The following is an 18,255-nucleotide window of genomic DNA, read 5'->3' on the forward strand; positions in this document are numbered from 1 at the left end:
TTTTTATTGTTTGAAAATTGTGTATATTTAAAGTAAGGGGAAAAGGGGGAGAGAAAATTGTTACAATCGAAACAAGCAAAAAAGGCGCTAAAAAAAGTGCAACACGTAGCGAAAGAAATAAAACAAACGATTCGATTCGATCAACCGCTCGCTCAACAAATCGATTCGTTGCGTGACGTATTAGACCGCCATCTTGATCGCGATGAATATTTTGTTATCGTGGATGAAGACGGACACAGTCTTGTACATACAAATCGGTTACGCGAAGGTATGTTGTTTGATGACGAAGTAGGAAAAAAATCTGCACGGACAACTGCTCCACTATTACAACTGTATAAACGAAATACAGGCGAAGTGCTCATCGACGCTTCTTGTCCGCTTGTTGAACAAAATGGAAAGCGCTTTAATTTACGCATGGGCCGTCTCATCCATCAGCCATACATGGAAATGTGGCTTGGTGCGATCGTTTTATTGCCTGTCATCGCTCTCTTTATTCTTGCCCTTCTCGTGCATTTATCGCTGAAACAAACGTTCATTCTTGTTGGTGGCACATGTGTTGTCGGCTTTTTCGTTTCTTTTTCCTTTTATCGCATCATCATGAATCGCCTTCGCGCGTGGTATCATGTCACTCGTGCCGTTTCATCTGGACAGTTGCAAGCAGAAGTGAAAACGGTCGGAAAGCGCAACGCTTTTCATCAAATCGGCTACGAAATAAACAAAGTCATTCTCGGTTTGCGCATGATTTTACAACAAATTGCTAAAGCTACCCACTCCGTCGAACATGTGAGCCACGATCAAAAAGAAGAAACGAAACGAATTGCGGAAGCGTTTGATGAAGTATCTGCGACAATGGAAACATTTCGTGAAGGGGCACAAAAACAAACCGCGTTTGTTAATGAAGCAAAAGAGCGCATTCAAACGATGTTACAATATATGCACACCGTTCAAACAGACATCGAACAAGTTGTTGAACGAGCGCAATCGACGTTTGAATCCGCCAAAACAGGATATCACGGTATGCAGACGATCGAACAACGAATGAAAGAAACGAAACAACAAATGAATGACACCGCACAAGGTATTCAAACGGTCGCAAAAGAAGCGGACACTTTAATTCAAAAAGTATCCGCCATTACCGCCATTGCGGAACAAACGAACATGTTAGCGTTAAACGCTTCGATTGAAGCGGCAAGAGCAGGGGAAGCCGGAAAAGGATTTGCGGTTGTCGCCAGCGAGGTGCGTAAACTTGCGGAACATACGAATGCGTTTGCGAATGAAATTTTATCGTCGCTTGCCAACACGCATCGTCAACTATCAACTGTCGCAAACGCAGTCATAAATCAAGCAAATACAATGGACGAAACGACTACCTCCTTAACAAAAATGACCGAAAGTCTTGCCCATTTTCAAACGATGTCGCATGAGTTAAACGCTTTAATTCAACGAAACCGAACGCTTATGCAACAAACGACAAAAGAAGGAAATGAACTATATGAAGCCATTGCAGACGTTTACACGATCGCCAACGACTTTACAAAAATTGTGCACGAAACAGCAAGCGGTCTTGAACAACAAGCAACAAGCGTTCATCAACTTGCGAAAGAGGCAGCGATACTAGCAGAAGAAGTACAGCAACTGAAACAAATTTTACATCGTTTCGGCATTAAATAAATTAAGAAAAAAAGCGAGCCTAATGCGCATTGGCTCGCTCGTTTTTTGTGTTATGCATATATGCCCCGATGCCGATCGTTAAAACAAAAAGCAGTAAAAATATGTCCCCTGTTTCTAAACTAGCTGCTACGCTACATCCGAAACAAAAAAGAAGCGGCGTTTTCAGCCACTGTTCACCGCTGAACAACCACCATTCAAATAAACCGACCGTAAACGCCAATACGTACATCGTTCCGTCATTTAGCGAAAAATAATGACCAAATGCAAGAGCTCCCATCCATAGCGCAATGGCGGCCGGCAATAAAAGAAAAGCTTCGTGCTCACGTACACCGCGCTTGAACACATATATATGAACAATAAGTCCAAAAGAAAAAACAATAACAGGCCATACGCTTGCATTATACCATTGAATGATGTGAAACGTTTCAAGCGTAAATACAATCAGTAAAGCTACAATAGCGATGACCGTTTGACGCATCATTTCACCCCCTTACATTCAATGTACTATACTTCTTTTTTTCTAGCTAGGCATTTTTCGATAGAAAAGCAAGAAAATAAATATGATGCTCATATATCCAAATAAAGGATATAACAAAGTGAGAAGCGAGTGATATCCGACTAAACTAAACGCATACATCGCCATCAAAAGCGCAATGAGGACAAAGATCGGTGTCCGAAAAAAAAGCGCTAGTTTTCGATGCAGTCCGAACACACCGGCAATAAATGAAGTGAAAATTTCACCGTAAATGATGACGACGTATAGACCATAAAATGATGCAAGCGAACGTTTCACTACTTCCGCCATCGGAATGCTGTAAGATTGCAAGTCTGGAAGCAAAGACAGAGCCAAATGACTGCTGAATAAAATGCCCATAAGCAATATGCCACCAAGCCACCCTCCAAGTCGAATCGTTCGTTCATCTTTCACTTCTGTCGCAAGTGGAACGAGCACAACTTGTGCCATCGCTAAATTAAACGCGACATACGCAAACGGAGAAAAAAGCGCAGCAAACGGCGGTTTCGTCCAGACGATGTCGCCTCCGTTCATCATCGCAATGGACAAACTAAAGACGATCATCAGTGGCACAACGACCATATTGACGCTTAATATGCCATTTAAGCCAAATAACATCGTCACAAACGCAAGCAACATCGTAAACAAAAGCCCGACATGCGCCGGCATATGAAGCTGTTCTTCAAACACCGCCCCTGCTCCCGACAACATAACAGACGTCACGCTAAATAGCACAACAAACATAAACAAATTGACAACTGCGCTCATTTTTCCGAACAAATAGGCGTTGAATTGCTCATATGACCGCGCTTGAAGCCGATTGGCCATCACCATTAAACGCGTCCCGAAAAAAATAAATAGACCTCCGCTTCCTGCAATCATGACCGTCCCAATTGCTCCGTATTGCGTAAAAAATTGCACAATTTCTTTTCCGGTCGCAAAACCGGCACCAACGACTGTTCCGACATACACAAACGCAATTTGAATCGCTCGCATCCACACGATACTCTCCCCCACTCGTCCATTTTTTCTATATATATGAAAAAAAACGGCGAATATTTTCCGCCGTTTTTCTTATTCCACTACTACATCAACTTTTGGCATATTGTGCATATTTTTTGCTGTCACATGTGCAACAACCGAATACGTCCCTTTCGTTGGGAACGTATATCGCGCAACATATTTTCCGTCACCGACGTGTTTCCCTTCAATCATTTGCCGATCTTCTTCACCGTGTTTCCATACTTCAAACTTCACTTCTGAGGCATCGGTCACTTTTTCATCACCATATGTGGCAAAACAAGCGAGTTCGACTTCTTGATTAACTGGGAGCTTTTCTTCGATCGCCATTTTGACGTCTAAATATGCCAGCTCTTCTTCTTCCGCTTTGTTCGCACAGCCAGCGACAACGAGTAAAGCAAATGCAAACAACAATAACCATTTTTTCATTTGAATCCCCTTCCATGTTACAATAGTTTCACAAAATAATCACAAATATTTGATACAATCATAATAAACATACTTGATGGAGGATGCGTGCAATGCAAGTTCGTTTCTTTTTTCTGCTCATGATCGTCGTTTTGTTGGCAAGTTGCGCCCCACAAACGTACACTCCGATTCCACGGGACAAATCGGTCGTTAGCGTCGTCAATATAAAAGAACAAAGCTTGTCATTTATTGATTATAACACGAAAAAACTTATTGCAACATGGAAGATGAAAAAACCGGTAACAAAAGCGATCCTACTTCCTGATAACGATACAGTGATGTTATTCGGACAAGATATGGACGAAATGATCGCCTATTCATTATCGACAGGAACAGAAAAGAAACGATGGAACGTACATAAAGGCGTGACGGACATACTTGTCACCGCGCATGAGTTACTTGTTGTGAACGAAAAAGATAGTACGGTGTCGATCATGACGTTCGATGGGAAAGTGAAACATACGATCGCTACTCCCCCTTCCCCTTTTTCGATCATCGAAGATAAAAAACATCATCAATGGATCGTCATTCATTTTAAACAGGGCGCCATTTCATTCATTGACAAAGCGACAAAACGAGTGAAACGAACAGTCGATACGCTCGATTTTGCCGTGAGTGGCTTAGTCGTACCTGAAACCGATGAACTATGGGTTGGCGGGCATGGAAGCGGGGCGAATATTCAACAAGAAGCATATGTTCATTCACTTGTGGACGGGCGTTTGCTCACACGTGTGAAAGCGGAAACGATGCCGATTCAATTTGTACAGACGAACAAAACGATATACGTGCTTTGCCACGGATCGAACATGCTATATGCATTTGATCCGAAAACGAAACATTTGATGCGCTCACTTGATATTGGCGCAAATCCTTTCGCCATAGTAAAAGCAAAAAAGGAGCTCGTCATCGCAAGCTACGATGGCAATGAACTTATTTTTGTCGACGAAAAAACGTTAAAACAAACAAAAACGGTTTCTGTCGGACATGGACCGTTTTACATCTTTTTCCGTGGTGCGAAGGAGGAATAAGCATGGCAACGATTTTAATTATTGACGATGAAAAAGATATGCGGGAATTGCTCCGCCTTTATTTAGAACCAGAAGGATTTACGTGCATTGAGGCAGAGGACGGCGAAGCAGGACTTGCCGAGTTTAATCGAAGACATGTCGATTTAATTTTACTAGATATTATGATGCCAAAACTTGACGGCTACCGCTTTTGCATGCACGTACGCGAACGGTCACAAGTGCCAATCATTTTTTTAACAGCAAGAAGCGATGAGTGGGATCGCGTATATGGGCTAAAAATTGGTGCGGATGACTACATCGTGAAACCGTTTAGCCCTAATGAAGTTGTGGCACGTGTGCATGCTGTTCTTCGACGAACGAAAGGAATAGATGCAACATCACAATATGAAGCAGGTCCGATTAGCATTGATGAAAAAGCTCGGAAAGTAAAGGTACATGGAAAACCGATTGTGTTAACGTTAAAAGAATTTGAACTTCTTGTGTTGTTTGTAAAACATCGCGGGCAAGTATTTACGCGCGAACAGTTGCTCGATCGCGTCTGGGGCATTCATTACGTCGGCAGCACGCGCACCGTTGATACACATATTAAAACGTTGCGCATTAAATTAGGGGAAGCAGGACAACTCATCCAAACGGTATGGGGAGTGGGATATAAATTTGATGAAACAATTTAATTCCCTTTCACTACAACAAAAACTATGGCTAACGATTAGCGCTTTTTTAGTGCTAGCGGTGTTTCTTTTATATATCGTTGTCGTTTATATATATGAAAACATTTATATCGCCAACGTCGAACAACGTTTATTACACGAAGGAATGAACATTGCTGTAAAATATAAAGGCGGTGCACTCACCGACTCGTTTCGCGACACCGTTTCCGTCATCAATGACGTATCCGATACGGAGATTGTACTTGTGAACAACCCGCGTGAATTAAGCGCGTGCTTACCGTTTGAAGTCGACCATCATTCCATTATTAGCGAGGCGGAACGACAACAATTACTTGCTGGGAAAACGGTCACGAAAAAAGGATATGAACAAACGTTTGATCGCCAAATCGTCGGCGTCATTATTCCGCTACTCGATGAACATCGCCTCATGGGCATTTTATATTTGTACGTTCCGCTCGCATCGATTGAAGATGTGCTTGAGCGTATTCAAACGTTCGTCATGATTGGCGGCATGCTTTTTTTATTCGTTACAGTGTTTGTCGGTCGAAAAATTGCGATGCACTTCACAAAACCGTTGCAACATATGCAACAAGCTGCTTACCGTGTCTCGCAAGGCGACTTCTCTGTCCAAGTCGATGTCAAAACGGAAGATGAAATTGGCCAATTAGCCAAAGCATTCAATCAAATGGCGCATGCGCTAGCGAAAGAAGATGAACGAAAAAAAGAATTTTTAGCGAACGTTTCTCACGAATTACGCACGCCGCTAAGCTATGTGAAAGGATATAGCGAAGCGCTATTAGATGGCGTCGTCAAAGAAGAAGCACAACAAAAGAAATATATGAAACTCATTTACCGTGAAGCAAGCCGCATGCAACGTCTCGTGCGTGATTTGCTCGATTTAGCGCAACTGGAAGGCACGTATCCGCTCGAGCGCACCCCGTTTTCAATCGCGCAACTCATCGAAGAAACGATGGAAAAATACGAACCGATGTTGCAAGAAAAGGAAATTCATCTTTGTATCGACCTCGATCACGACTTAATCGTTGATGGCGATCCAGACCGTATCGAACAAGTGTTGCAAAATTTACTTGATAATGCGTTGCGCTACACTCCTTCTGGCGGCACAATTTCGTTGCGCACTGTAAATAAGCATCCGATGTGCGAGCTCGTCATTTCCGATTCGGGACAAGGGATGTCAAAAGAAGATATGGAACGATTAGGCGAACGATTTTTCCGCGCCGACCGCTCACGCTCGCGCAAGCACGGTGGCACAGGGCTTGGCATTGCGATCGTCAAACAAATTGTCAAACTACACGGTGGCTCCATTCGTTTTGAAAGCGAACAAGGAAAAGGAACGACCGTACACATTGAATTGCCACTATATGACGAATCATAGTAAAATGTATGTATGACATTTGAAGGAGGAAAAGAGATGAAAGTACATGCACTCCCGATTGATTGCGTGCGCCTGTTTGAATCGATGGAACGGTCGTTTGCGATGATTTTGTTTCGTCCTGATACAACGGTATTATGGGCAAACGACGCGTTTCTTCATACGATGGGCTATACTGAACAACAAGTGCTCGGTATATCCCACCGTCAATTTTGTCTTCCAGAATACGCTAACAGCTACGCGTATACAGAGTTTTGGAATCGTCTAAAAAATAAACAACCGTTTTACGGCACGGTACAACGTGTTACTCGTCATGGGAAACATATATGGCTCGAAGCCTTGTATACCCCTGTGTTAAACGACAACGGTGAATTGGAGGCGATATTCAAACTTGCCACTGATGTTACCGACCGTCAAAACACGTTAAATGAAGAGTTTGCAAGTTTACTTGAAGAAATGAATGCGAGCACAAACGATATTCACCAAACGTCGCAACTGATTCATGAACATCTTCAACTACTAAGCCAAAAAGCCGAACGCGTAAGCAAAAGTACCGAACAAATCCAATCGGTCATTTCGTTTGTAAAAGACATTGCAATGCAGTCGAACTTGCTCGGATTAAATGCTGCCATCGAAGCCGCTCGTGCTGGTGAACACGGTCGCGGTTTTGCGATCGTCGCAGAAGAAGTGCGCAAAATGGCAGAAAAAAGCAAAACGTCCGCGGAAGATATTTCTGAACAGCTCAATCACATTACAAGCTCGGTGTTAGAAATGGTTCATATGCTCGAAGAAGTGGCGGAAAAAATAAACAATAGCACCGAAGCGATCGACGAACTTCATCAAGTGCAGCAACATATGGTGAAAATTACAGATAAATTGACGAAACTTTTGTAACTGCCCTTTGCGGCAATTTTTTTTCGTCCTAAAAAAATTTTTTAAAAAGGTCTTGAAAGTCAAAAAAGGTCAAATTATAATAAAGACAGAAAGGTCAAATATAGTCAAAGTCAAAAGGAGGTTGGTGCCTATGATGTGCCAAGTATGTAAACAAAAACAAGCAAACGTCTTTTTACACGTGCAAGTCAATAACGAAAAACAACAATTACACCTTTGCGATGCGTGCTATGAAAAACAAAAACAACAATTAAAAGTTCCAGCGGGATTCCACTTCGATCGTTTCGACCAATGGTTCTCCGACTTTTTCACACCACTTACAGAACATTCCCATATCCAGCAACAAACAGAGCAAAAACAACCGAAACGAAACGGATTGCTTGACCAATTCGGTCGCAACTTAACACAACTTGCGAAAGCCGGTCTCATCGATCCTGTTATCGGACGGGATAAAGAAATTGAACGCGTCATCGAAATTTTAAATCGCCGCAATAAAAACAATCCGGTGTTAATCGGTGAGCCGGGCGTCGGGAAAACAGCGATCGTCGAAGGATTAGCGCTCAAAATTGTCGAAGGGTCTGTTCCTACGAAATTATTAAATAAAGAAGTGTACGTGCTTGACGTCGCATCGTTAGTCGCCAATACAGGCATTCGCGGTCAATTTGAAGAGCGAATGAAACAACTCATTGCCGAATTGCAAGAGCGGAAAAACGTCATTTTGTTCATTGACGAAATTCATTTACTTGTCGGTGCTGGTTCAGCCGAAGGTTCAATGGATGCAAGCAACATTTTAAAGCCGACGCTCGCTCGCGGTGAATTACAAATCATTGGTGCAACAACGTTAAAAGAATATCGCCAAATTGAAAAAGACGCTGCGCTTGAACGTCGCTTCCAGCCTGTCATCGTTCACGAACCAACAATCGAACAAGCCATCGACATTTTAAAAGGCATTCAGCCAAAATATGAACAATTCCACCAAGTGAAATATACAGATGAAGCGATTCACGCTTGCGTCACGTTGTCGCATCGCTACATTCAAGACCGCTTCCTTCCTGACAAAGCGATTGACTTGTTAGACGAAGCTGGTTCAAAAGTAAGCTTACAAGCGATGCCGACAAACAAGGAAGCAATCGAACAACGTCTCGAACAAATAAGAAAAGAAAAAGAAAAAGCCGCGCAAGAAGAAAACTACGAACTTGCGGCAAAATTGCGCACCGAAGAATTGCAGCTTGAAAAACAATTACAACAAAACGGACAAGCAGAACAACCTATCGTTGATGTTACTCACATTCAACAAATCATTGAAGAAAAAACAGGCATTCCAGTCGGAAAATTACAAGCTGATGAACAAGCGAAAATGAAACATTTAGAAGAAAACTTAGCGAAAAAAGTGATCGGTCAAGAAGAAGCGGTGAAAAAAATCGCAAAAGCGATTCGTCGAAGCCGCGCAGGATTAAAAGCGAAAAACCGTCCGATCGGTTCGTTCTTGTTCGTTGGTCCAACGGGTGTCGGTAAAACAGAATTGTCCAAAACGCTTGCGGAACAATTGTTCGGTTCGAAAGACGCAATGATTCGGTTAGACATGAGTGAATATATGGAAAAACATGCGGTCGCAAAACTCATCGGTGCGCCTCCTGGCTACATTGGTCATGAAGAAGCGGGACAATTAACGGAAAAAGTGCGCCGCAACCCTTACAGCATCATCTTACTTGATGAAATGGAAAAAGCCCATCCAGACGTACAACATATGTTCTTACAAATTTTAGAAGACGGTCGTTTAACAGATAGCCAAGGTCGTACTGTCAGCTTTAAAGATACGGTCATCATTATGACATCGAACGCTGGCACAAACATCGAAGGCGACTTGCTCCAACGTCTCGGTCTATACTTTAAACCGGAATTTTTAAACCGTCTCGATGCGATTATCGAATTTAAACCGCTTGAAAAAACACACATGTTGCAAATTGTTGACTTAATGCTCGAAGAATTGCAACGTACACTCGCTGAACAGCAAGTGACGATGACGATTAGCGACAAAGCGAAAGAAAAATTAGCTGAACTTGGCTATCATCCAACATTTGGCGCTCGTCCACTCCGCCGCGTCATTCAAGAACATGTCGAAGATGAAATTGCCGACGTGTTGCTTGATGAACAACATGTACGCACGATCCACATCGATGTAGAAGACGACCGCATCGTTGTAAAAGCTGAAAAAGCCTAATCCGCACATGGATTAGGCTTTTAGTCCATTCATCAAAAACTGAATCGTTCGTTCCATTTCTTGTTCATCATCCCACGGATAATCGGGCATGATTAAAAAACGTGTCGCTAAAAATCCAGCAATTGTTGTAATTGTCAAGCGAATAATCGTTTCAGGAGGGAGCAGCGCGAGCTCCCCTTTTTGTTGGAAATGTTCAACAATTTGTTTAAATTTATCGTACACGTGATTGATAAAAATCGTTTGAAACTGCACTTTAATATCGCTGTGAAACGCCATCTCTTGCCACAATACACGAATCGCAGGCAAATATGTTTTCACAAATTCATACCTGTTTTTAAAAACAGCACGCACAAATTGTTCGTAATGCTCGTACTCATTTTCAAACACATCTTTGACGAATTTTTTTGCTAAAAACGGCGCAACGGATTGAAATAACGTCGGCTTTACAATCGCTAACAACAAATCTTTTTTCGTTTTATAATGGCGAAAAATCGTCCCTTCAGCGACACCTGCCCGCTTGGCAATTTCACTTGTCGATGTCGCGGCATACCCTTTTTCTGCAAACATTTCAATTGCTGCTTGTAAAATGTTCAATTGTTTTTCGCTTAACTGTTGTTCTTCGACATTCAACAAATCAAACAACCATTTTCGTTCGTCCATCACAACCTCACAACTTTCGATATTTCTTTAATGCTAATACATTTAATACCATAAATAAAAGCGAAAAGCCAACTAAAACGTATACGTCGAACGAAATCGCTTCCCAACCTTTGCCGCGAATCATAATTTCCCTTAACGCATCTGCTCCGTAATATAACGGCATCGCAACCCCAATGGAACGAAGCCACGGTTCCATCGTATCTAAGTTAAACAGCCCGGAGAAAAACACTTGCGGAACGACAACGAGCGGAATAAATTGAATCATTTGCAGTTCGTTGTTCGCAAATGCGGACAATAACGTCCCTAATGTGAGCGCCGTCATCGCTAATAAAAACGTAATGAGTAGCACATAACCGAACGAGCCTTCCATCATCATATTTAACACGTGGATGGCAAACCAAGAAATTAAACTTGCTTGAATCGTTGTAAATATCCCAAAACCGATAACGTAGCCGATGACGATTTCCCATCGTTTTAATGGCGTTGCTAGCAATCGCTCGAGCGTGCCGCTCGTCCGTTCACGTAAAAACGATACCCCGGCAATTAAAAAGACGAAAAAGAAAATGAAAAAGCCGATGAGTACGGGACCGAAATTGTCAAATAGCGCCATATGTTCTGAACCGTACATATATACCGTATCAATCGTTAACGTTTGTTTCATCGGCGGCATAAGCGATTGCGCTGCTTTTTGCACCGTCATCAGCACCTGTTTGCTAACGGACGGGTCACTTCCTTCAAGCGTCAGGCGCAACGTCGCTTTGTCCATTTCAATAAACGCATCGATTTGTTGTTCGTCCAGTTTATCCATCGCCTTCGTTTTTGTCATTGTCGCTACGTGTGCATCCGCTTCTTTTAATGCATCAACAAGCTGTTGCGGTACGTTTGAATCAATCGCCATGTGCGGTTCATACGTCTCACCGTTAAACACTAAATCCATTAAAAACAACACAAACATCGGTGCGACAATCATTAACGCAAGCGTTCGTTTGTCGCGAAAAAACTGTCGAATAATACGGACGACAATCGCTTGTATTCTCATGACTGCACCCCTCCAAATTGTAAAAATGCTTGTTCAAGCGTCAACGCATTCGTTTGTTTTTTTAATTGTTCTGGACTGCCGATCGCAATCAGTTGCCCGTTGCGAATCATCGCCAGCCGCATACATTTTTCCGCTTCGTCCATCACGTGCGTCGTCACAACGATTGTCGTTCCTTTTTGGCGAATGCGCTCAAGCTCTTCCCAAATCGCTTGGCGAAGAAGCGGGTCGATGCCGACGGTCGGCTCATCTAAAATAAGCACTTCTGGTTCGTGGAGTAGAGATGCTGCTAGCGATAACCGTCGCTTCATCCCACCAGAAAATTGATGAATGGCTTTTTTCCTATCGTCCGTTAAGTTCACAAGCTCCAACACTTCGTCGATGCGTTGTTTTTTCTTTTTTCCTTTTAGTCCGTAAATCGATGCGAAAAAGTCTAAGTTTTCGAGTGCGGTGAGCTCCCCGTATAACGCATCTGATTGCGCCATAAAACCGATGCGCGCCATCGTTTGCAAGTTCGGCATGCGCACACCAAGCACGTGAATCTCCCCTTTTGTCGCCGTATCAATGCCTGCGATCATTTTGACAATCGTCGTTTTCCCAGCGCCTGATGGGCCGAGCATACCGAAAATTTCTCCTTCGTTTACGGTCAAAGACACATCATGAATGACTTCTTTTTTATGAAACTGTTTATACACGTGCTGTAATTGAATGACCATCCTCTTCCCTCGCTTTCATAAAAGTGAGTGATTACTCACTTTTATTATATATGTTTGTTCCATACTTTGTAAATATGTACTAAACATTTTTTTCATTGACGGAACGAAAGGTTTTTTGTATGATGATAACGTCAGTTGAATATGTATTCTCTCTCGTCAACTAAGATGAGATAGAGGTCGCGGCAAATAATAGTAGTTTCATGGAGACGCAGAGACGTCGAGGAAGTGAGATGAAAGGATTTGTCGCCGAAGTTTATAGCGTGCTCTGGCGCTATAAGCTGGGCCTGTTGCCGAATAGGTGCAGGACTGTCATCGCGCATGCGGTGGAGAGCTATCGATCTTAAGTTTGATGCGGATGTGTCATATATTGTGCACCCGTTGAAAACTTAGGGTGCACTTTTTTATTTCTCGCGCCCGCTTCTAACGACAACAGCGCTCTACCGCTTCGATCACTATATACATGAAAGGATGAATAACATGAAACAACAAACACTCGGCTTTTGGGTATTGACAGCGCTCGTTGTCGGTAACATGGTCGGATCGGGTATTTTTATGCTTCCTCGTTCGCTTGCGGAGGCGGCAAGCCCGGCTGGCGTGTTGCTCGGTTGGCTATTGACGGGTGCTGGTGTGCTTATGATTGCGATGATTTTCGGCAACTTAGCGATTCGAAAACCAGAATTAAATGGTGGGCCGCAAATTTATGCGAAAGAGCTGTTTCCAAAAGGGTCAAATGCGTCGATTTTATCTGGATTTATGTCATCTTGGGGATATTGGATCGGAAACGTCGCTGGAAACGTCGCAATTATTACGACGTTTGCGAGTTATTTATCAACGTTTTTCCCTGTTTTAACGAGCGGACATGTCGTCTTCTCTGCTGGTTCATTTACATTAAAACTTGGCAATTTGCTAACGTTTGTCGTTTGCACCGCGCTTTTATGGGTGATGCACGCCATTATTTTACAAGGGGCAGAAAACGCTGGAAAACTGAATTTCGTCGCGACGGCAACGAAAGTGCTTGGCTTTTTCTTATTCATTGTTATCGGATTGTTCGCCTTTGAAAAAAGCTATCTCCAACCGTTTGTTGCTCCGCGTTACGATGAAGCAGGTCATACGCTCGGGCTTCTTTCGCAAATCAATAACGTGGCGTTAAGCACCCTTTGGGCGTTTATCGGCATTGAATCGGCGATCGTTTTTGCTTCGCGTGCCCGAAAACAAAGCGATGTGAAACGCGCAACAATTGTCGGACTATTCATTGCCTTAGCCATTTATGTTGGCATTAGCATACTCGTCATGGGACTGTTAAAACAAGAGGCGCTTATTCAATCTGAAAAACCGCTTGTTGATGCAATCGGTACTGTATTAGGTCCAATCGGAGCGCAGCTTTTGGCAGGACTTGGTTTAATTAGTTTAATCGGCTCAACGCTTGGCTGGATTTTTTTAAGTGCCGAAGTGCCGTACCAAGCAGCTAAACAAGGATTATTTATTCGCGCCTTTTTACAAGAAAATAAAAAAGGGATGCCACGCTTTTCTTTAATCGTCTCAAATATGATTGCGCAACTATTCATTTTTTCAACGATTTCAAACTCGATGGCAGCGGCATTTGATTTCGTCATTTACATTGCGACGTTATCATATCTCGTTCCGTATTTCATCGCTTCCGTCTTCCAATTGAAGCTTGTCTGGACAGGCGAAACGTATGAAACGACGCAACAACGAATGACAGACGGCATCATCGCTGTCCTTGCGACTATTTATTCCATTTGGCTTGTGAAAGCAGGAACGGCTGACATGAAAACATTTTTGCTCGGCATCGCCTTGCTTGCCAGCAGCTTGCTTTTCTATCCAATGGTTATGAAACAACATAACGAACAACCGAACAAACAAAAACAATCAGCATAACAAAACCCCCGTCCATATTTGGCGGGGGGTATTACGAATTTCTACGACGATGCTTTTTCAAAGTTAGAGACGAAAGTGTCGTACCCCTTCCCCTTCTCAATCTCCCTCCTATTTTGCTAAATGAATCTATCCTTTCTTCAAAAAACAGCCTATGATGTGATGCTAAAAATAGTGTAAGATAGTCCTGAAAATTACGTTCCTTTAATTCACTATTACTTTCCCATTCATAATATTTAATGGATGTAAAAAAATTATAGATGTCCTTATTTCTTAAAATTTCGATGGCTAAATCGTTTCTTTTTTTCTTTCCTTTTAATTTTCTTGCAACGAGTTCTTGTTCATTCAATCCATCTGGAACAACCTCATTTTTAATAATTTGTCGCACAACACCTAGCAACAAATCTGTTAACTCAATACCAATCTCCTCACGTTTTTGTTTTAATGAACACTCTATTACACTAAATTGTTCACCACGATACATTGACTGAATGTTTAACTGTTCTAGTATTTTTTCGTCTAACTTGAAATCTTCAAACCTTCTCGAATGCTCAATAAATACTCGAGATTTGACATATACATCTTTCCCATAATATCGCAAAAGACCATACAGTATTCTTTCTGGAATTTTTGTATAGATCATCATTTGCATCATCCGTTCAGCTGTTTGTTGATCTTGATTGTATAACATTTTACGAATATCAAGCGGATTCGCATTGTAATTAATCACATTAAACTTAGTAAACAAAGCATATTTTGAAAAAACATGAAGTACTTCAAGAATATCGTTCCTCATCTTTGGATATCCGGTATAATCTGTCCAATGAAGGGAAGCAAATTCTTTGTTTTGAAGTTTCCGATTGAGTTCCACAAATTCAAAGGTATTATATATTTTTGATGGAATTAATAATCCTGCCATTAACGTAGGTTTATCCTTTTTTGTCCCACTTTCATCCAAAAAAATATGCATCATTTCTGTATTCAATACTTCCCTTTCCATCTGTTTCATTCTCCCTTGACAACAATATAGTTATGTAATATTCTCTAAGTACGGTACGTTCCTCGTTCCTTGGAACGACTAGCGTGCTGTAGAATAGAAAGTAACTCGTCCCAAGGGGCGACTGAAATCTATTCGACTACATATATTTTTCTAATGACTAAGGTAACTCCCTTGGTCTTTTTTATTTTTCGCTCCTTATCATTTACAGGACATATTTCGACATCATTCGTTTTCATCCTTCCTACCCGAGCAAAATCCCCCTGCTTACACCAATGATTTTTTCAGTCTTTTTCGCATGTTTATGTTATAATATTCCTTGAATTTTGTTTTGTAGAGGGAGCATATATGGGGAGAGAGAAAATGAGACGATGGCTGTACATCTTGCTTGTTGTTATCCCATGCCTTGTAGGAAGCGTGTGGATTGTGCTTTGGCAAGATGAACAACAACAGCAACAACTCGTCGAAGAAACGCGCCTGTTTGCGAATATACATAAAAACGATTTAGATCGCTTTCTTGCGGAAACGACAGCTCGACTGGAGACGTTGGCGCTCATTATAAGCAAACATATGGCGATGTTAAAAAAAGAAGAAATATACGACATCTTACATGAAATGCAAAAACGAGACGTTCGTTTTGAACGCATCTCCTTTTTTTCGGAAAGTACAACTGCGGCAATGCAGTTAGCAAAAACAACAAACCGGACGGTCATTGACAGCCATCATACGACGACGATCGTCACACCCATTATAGATGAAAAAACAAATGAAACAGCTGGCTTTTTAGTAGCGGAGTTACGAACAGATTATATGAAACATCGAATGAAGATCATTTACCCAAACGCATCATTTCGCTTATATGATGAAAATGGAGCCGTCCTTTTGGCGACAAACAAACTTCGCCCGTCAAAACAAACGGTGACGGTTCATTTAAATAACGCACCGTGGATGATTGAAGCGAATGTACCAAGCGTCAGTACAAAACAAAAGATACGAACGGCTCTTCCATACATTTTGTCGCTCATCGTTTTCATTCATATCATTTGGTTATTCATTCAATATTGGCTGCTGAAGCGACAAACGATGATGGAGCGCATGGAAACAGAAGCGCAAAAACTTGAATTAGTTGGCACGCTCGCTGCGAGTACGGCACACGAAATTCGCAATCCGCTCGCTGGCATTAAAGGGTTTATCCAACTATTAAGTGAAAAACATAAAGATAACGAATCACAGCTTTATTTTTCCGTTATTCAAAACGAAATTACACGCATTAATGACATCGTGAATGAATTTTTAATTCTCGGCAAGCCAACAGCACAAAAGCTTGAAACGTGTGATCTCAACTCCATTGTACAAAGCATTCATCCGATGATTGAGTCGCAAGCGCATTTACATAACATTGTCTATACGTTTCATCGTTCTGATGTGCCGCTGCCGATTCGCTGTTCAAAAGACCATTTAAAACAAGTCGTATTAAATTTAGCAAAAAATGCAATCGAATCGATGTCACGTGGCGGACAACTGACCATTTCTCTTACGAAACAAAACGGTTGGGCGGTGTTGCACGTCGCTGACACAGGTTGTGGCATGCCAAAGCATGTGAAAGACAAACTGTTTCAACCGTTTGTCACATCGAAACAAACAGGGACAGGGCTTGGGCTCGTCATATGTAAACGTATCATCGATATGCACGAAGGGACAATCGACATTCATAGTATAGAAAAGAAAGGAACGACGATTACCGTTCGCCTTCCTTTACGGTAGGGGGTGGAAACATGTTTGACATGCTTGTAGGCAGTACGTTATCCGCGCTAGCAACAGGTGCTGGCGCTGTTCCGATTTTATTTTTGTCGCGCTCATTAACGCACAAATGGCGCGATATGTTGCTTGCTTTTACAGCTGGCATTATGATGGCCGCATCGATGCTCGGATTAATTCCTGAGGCGTTATCATCTGGCACGTTTTTTGCCCTTGCGATCGGATTATGCGTTGGCGTGTTCACGTTAACGCTTCTTGAAAACATCGTGCCGCATATCGACTTAGCGCATACAAAAAGCGGCATGAAGATGGATCAAAAAGCCGTGCTTGTGCTTGCGGCAATTACGCTTCATAACATTCCAGAAGGGTTATCCGTTGGCGTCAGCTACGCCTCTGGGGAACAAAACCATATCGGTGATTTAATTGCGCTAGCGATCGGCTTCCAAAACGCGCCTGAAGGATTGCTCGTTGCGCTTTTTTTATTTAACCAACATATATCAAAAGGAAAAGCGTTTTTCATGGCAACAGGAACGGGGCTCATTGAACTTGTCGCCTCCATCATCGGCTTTTATTTAACCGCAGTCGTTCAGTCGCTCGTTCCGTACGGATTAGCGTTTGCTGCTGGGGCGATGTTGTTTATTATTTATAAAGAGCTAATCCCTGAAAGCCATGGTGATGGAAATGAAAAATCGTCAACGTATGCCTTTATTATCGGGCTGTTAGTTATGGTGTTTTTAATTGAAACGTTTTAAAAAAAGAAGGAGCGTTTTTATGCCCCTTCTTTTTCCTCGTATGGATGTGCTACCCAACCAGATGGATCAATAAACAACCGAACGGCAACAACTTGGCGGTCGTCCATTAATGTAAAGAAATGTGGATTTCCTTCTGGAACAGAAATGACATCGCCCGCTTCAAGTTCAACATCAAAGTAGCCTGTTTGTTCATCACCTTTAATAACGAAAATGCCATGACCAGCAACGATTGCACGCACTTCGTCTTCTGTGTGCGTATGCACTTGTTCAAATTTTTTCAATAGCTCTTCTAAATTTGGTGTTTGTTCGCATAAAGCGACAACGTCCCACGCTTGATAGCCTCTTCGCTTCGCTAAATCTTCAATTTCTGTTTGAAACGCGGCTAAAATGTCCGCTTTTTCTTCGTCTGTTAATACAAATTTGTTTTGAAGATGATTTGGAAGTTTCCTTGCATCCCAATGTTCATATAACACTCCTTGCTTATTTAAAAATGCTGCGACGTTTTCCTTTCCTTCAATCACTTCACCTGTGTTGCGCACTTTAATGACTGCCATATTTCTTCC

General features: G+C 42.1%; 17 protein-coding genes and 1 riboswitch. Of the genes, 9 read left to right on the forward strand and 8 right to left on the reverse strand.

Annotated features, from left to right (window positions below; translation table 11 throughout):
* Nucleotides 1–57: 57 nt before the first annotated feature.
* Entirely contained in the window at nucleotides 58–1,671 is a 1,614-nt protein-coding gene (locus HNR43_RS00375) for a methyl-accepting chemotaxis protein (RefSeq protein ID WP_183240126.1), read from the forward strand.
* Between the two features lie 19 nt (nucleotides 1,672–1,690).
* Here HNR43_RS00375 and HNR43_RS00380 read toward each other — a convergent pair whose 3' ends face one another.
* From HNR43_RS00380 to HNR43_RS00390, 3 genes are all read right to left on the reverse strand, one after another.
* Nucleotides 1,691–2,149, reverse strand: a complete 459-nt coding sequence (locus tag HNR43_RS00380) for a hypothetical protein (RefSeq protein WP_183240129.1) — start codon at nucleotides 2,147–2,149, stop codon at nucleotides 1,691–1,693.
* 42 nt (nucleotides 2,150–2,191) lie between these two features.
* Nucleotides 2,192–3,187, reverse strand: coding sequence for a hypothetical protein (locus HNR43_RS00385; RefSeq protein WP_183240131.1), 996 nt, complete (start codon nucleotides 3,185–3,187; stop codon nucleotides 2,192–2,194).
* 72 nt (nucleotides 3,188–3,259) lie between these two features.
* Complete coding sequence (locus tag HNR43_RS00390) at nucleotides 3,260–3,634, reverse strand: FixH family protein (protein WP_183240133.1); 375 nt, start codon at nucleotides 3,632–3,634, stop codon at nucleotides 3,260–3,262.
* Nucleotides 3,635–3,726: 92 nt separating this feature from the next.
* On the opposite strand from HNR43_RS00390, the gene HNR43_RS00395 reads away from it, so the two are divergent.
* The 5 genes from HNR43_RS00395 (at nucleotide 3,727) to HNR43_RS00415 (ending at nucleotide 9,877) form a co-directional block, all read left to right on the forward strand.
* Nucleotides 3,727–4,701 carry a YncE family protein gene (locus HNR43_RS00395; protein ID WP_183240763.1) on the forward strand — a complete coding sequence of 325 codons (975 nt, stop codon included), beginning with the start codon at nucleotides 3,727–3,729 and terminating at the stop codon, nucleotides 4,699–4,701.
* Nucleotides 4,702–4,703: 2 nt separating this feature from the next.
* Nucleotides 4,704–5,375: a response regulator transcription factor gene (locus HNR43_RS00400; RefSeq protein ID WP_183240136.1), complete on the forward strand. Its 672-nt coding sequence runs from the start codon at nucleotides 4,704–4,706 to the stop codon at nucleotides 5,373–5,375.
* Complete coding sequence (locus HNR43_RS00405) at nucleotides 5,362–6,768, forward strand: sensor histidine kinase (RefSeq protein ID WP_183240138.1); 1,407 nt, start codon at nucleotides 5,362–5,364, stop codon at nucleotides 6,766–6,768. Before HNR43_RS00400 ends, HNR43_RS00405 begins: the two co-directional genes overlap by 14 nt.
* 36 nt (nucleotides 6,769–6,804) lie before the next feature.
* Entirely contained in the window at nucleotides 6,805–7,659 is an 855-nt protein-coding gene (locus HNR43_RS14230) for a methyl-accepting chemotaxis protein (protein WP_183240140.1), read from the forward strand.
* A gap of 130 nt (nucleotides 7,660–7,789) precedes the next feature.
* Nucleotides 7,790–9,877 (forward strand): ATP-dependent Clp protease ATP-binding subunit, encoded by a 2,088-nt coding sequence (locus tag HNR43_RS00415; RefSeq protein ID WP_183240143.1) that lies wholly within the window; start codon nucleotides 7,790–7,792, stop codon nucleotides 9,875–9,877.
* Between the two features lie 12 nt (nucleotides 9,878–9,889).
* Here the strand turns inward: HNR43_RS00415 and HNR43_RS00420 are convergent, their stop codons facing one another.
* From HNR43_RS00420 to HNR43_RS00430, 3 genes are read right to left on the reverse strand one after another with little or no spacing between them, the layout of a single operon-like run.
* Nucleotides 9,890–10,537: a TetR/AcrR family transcriptional regulator gene (locus tag HNR43_RS00420; protein WP_183240145.1), complete on the reverse strand. Its 648-nt coding sequence runs from the start codon at nucleotides 10,535–10,537 to the stop codon at nucleotides 9,890–9,892.
* Between the two features lie 7 nt (nucleotides 10,538–10,544).
* On the reverse strand, nucleotides 10,545–11,576 hold the full coding sequence (locus HNR43_RS00425) for an ABC transporter permease (protein ID WP_183240147.1): 1,032 nt from the start codon (nucleotides 11,574–11,576) through the stop codon (nucleotides 10,545–10,547).
* Nucleotides 11,573–12,289: an ABC transporter ATP-binding protein gene (locus tag HNR43_RS00430; protein ID WP_183240149.1), complete on the reverse strand. Its 717-nt coding sequence runs from the start codon at nucleotides 12,287–12,289 to the stop codon at nucleotides 11,573–11,575. Before HNR43_RS00430 ends, HNR43_RS00425 begins: the two co-directional genes overlap by 4 nt.
* A 163-nt stretch (nucleotides 12,290–12,452) precedes the next feature.
* A riboswitch (Lysine riboswitch) is annotated at nucleotides 12,453–12,631 on the forward strand.
* A gap of 135 nt (nucleotides 12,632–12,766) precedes the next feature.
* Between HNR43_RS00430 and HNR43_RS00435 the strand changes: the two genes are divergently transcribed.
* Nucleotides 12,767–14,188 carry an amino acid permease gene (locus HNR43_RS00435; protein ID WP_183240151.1) on the forward strand — a complete coding sequence of 474 codons (1,422 nt, stop codon included), beginning with the start codon at nucleotides 12,767–12,769 and terminating at the stop codon, nucleotides 14,186–14,188.
* A 31-nt stretch (nucleotides 14,189–14,219) separates the two neighbouring features.
* Here HNR43_RS00435 and HNR43_RS00440 read toward each other — a convergent pair whose 3' ends face one another.
* Nucleotides 14,220–15,194: a DUF3800 domain-containing protein gene (locus HNR43_RS00440; RefSeq protein WP_183240153.1), complete on the reverse strand. Its 975-nt coding sequence runs from the start codon at nucleotides 15,192–15,194 to the stop codon at nucleotides 14,220–14,222.
* 336 nt (nucleotides 15,195–15,530) lie between these two features.
* Here HNR43_RS00440 and HNR43_RS00445 point away from each other — a divergent pair, with 336 nt between their 5' ends.
* Both HNR43_RS00445 and HNR43_RS00450 read left to right on the forward strand, forming a co-directional pair.
* Complete coding sequence (locus HNR43_RS00445) at nucleotides 15,531–16,946, forward strand: ATP-binding protein (RefSeq protein ID WP_183240155.1); 1,416 nt, start codon at nucleotides 15,531–15,533, stop codon at nucleotides 16,944–16,946.
* Between the two features lie 11 nt (nucleotides 16,947–16,957).
* On the forward strand, nucleotides 16,958–17,692 hold the full coding sequence (locus tag HNR43_RS00450) for a ZIP family metal transporter (protein ID WP_183240157.1): 735 nt from the start codon (nucleotides 16,958–16,960) through the stop codon (nucleotides 17,690–17,692).
* A gap of 17 nt (nucleotides 17,693–17,709) precedes the next feature.
* Here the strand turns inward: HNR43_RS00450 and HNR43_RS00455 are convergent, their stop codons facing one another.
* Complete coding sequence (locus HNR43_RS00455; protein ID WP_183240160.1) at nucleotides 17,710–18,246, reverse strand: 1,2-dihydroxy-3-keto-5-methylthiopentene dioxygenase; 537 nt, start codon at nucleotides 18,244–18,246, stop codon at nucleotides 17,710–17,712.
* Nucleotides 18,247–18,255 lie beyond the last annotated feature (9 nt).

This window comes from Anoxybacillus mongoliensis (assembly GCF_014201515.1).
Taxonomy (GTDB): Bacteria; Bacillota; Bacilli; order Bacillales; family Anoxybacillaceae; genus Anoxybacillus; species Anoxybacillus mongoliensis.

Coding starts and splice junctions, on each gene's coding strand:
- HNR43_RS00380 (WP_183240129.1), bottom strand. CDS start 2,149: ATGCGTCAAACGGTCATCGCTATTGTAGCTTTACTGATTGTATTTACG.
- HNR43_RS00390 (WP_183240133.1), bottom strand. CDS start 3,634: ATGAAAAAATGGTTATTGTTGTTTGCATTTGCTTTACTCGTTGTCGCT.
- HNR43_RS00395 (WP_183240763.1), top strand. CDS start 3,727: ATGCAAGTTCGTTTCTTTTTTCTGCTCATGATCGTCGTTTTGTTGGCA.
- HNR43_RS00400 (WP_183240136.1), top strand. CDS start 4,704: ATGGCAACGATTTTAATTATTGACGATGAAAAAGATATGCGGGAATTG.
- HNR43_RS00405 (WP_183240138.1), top strand. CDS start 5,362: ATGAAACAATTTAATTCCCTTTCACTACAACAAAAACTATGGCTAACG.
- HNR43_RS14230 (WP_183240140.1), top strand. CDS start 6,805: ATGAAAGTACATGCACTCCCGATTGATTGCGTGCGCCTGTTTGAATCG.
- HNR43_RS00415 (WP_183240143.1), top strand. CDS start 7,790: ATGATGTGCCAAGTATGTAAACAAAAACAAGCAAACGTCTTTTTACAC.
- HNR43_RS00420 (WP_183240145.1), bottom strand. CDS start 10,537: ATGGACGAACGAAAATGGTTGTTTGATTTGTTGAATGTCGAAGAACAA.
- HNR43_RS00425 (WP_183240147.1), bottom strand. CDS start 11,576: ATGAGAATACAAGCGATTGTCGTCCGTATTATTCGACAGTTTTTTCGC.
- HNR43_RS00430 (WP_183240149.1), bottom strand. CDS start 12,289: ATGGTCATTCAATTACAGCACGTGTATAAACAGTTTCATAAAAAAGAA.
- HNR43_RS00435 (WP_183240151.1), top strand. CDS start 12,767: ATGAAACAACAAACACTCGGCTTTTGGGTATTGACAGCGCTCGTTGTC.
- HNR43_RS00440 (WP_183240153.1), bottom strand. CDS start 15,194: ATGAAACAGATGGAAAGGGAAGTATTGAATACAGAAATGATGCATATT.
- HNR43_RS00445 (WP_183240155.1), top strand. CDS start 15,531: ATGGGGAGAGAGAAAATGAGACGATGGCTGTACATCTTGCTTGTTGTT.
- HNR43_RS00450 (WP_183240157.1), top strand. CDS start 16,958: ATGTTTGACATGCTTGTAGGCAGTACGTTATCCGCGCTAGCAACAGGT.
- HNR43_RS00455 (WP_183240160.1), bottom strand. CDS start 18,246: ATGGCAGTCATTAAAGTGCGCAACACAGGTGAAGTGATTGAAGGAAAG.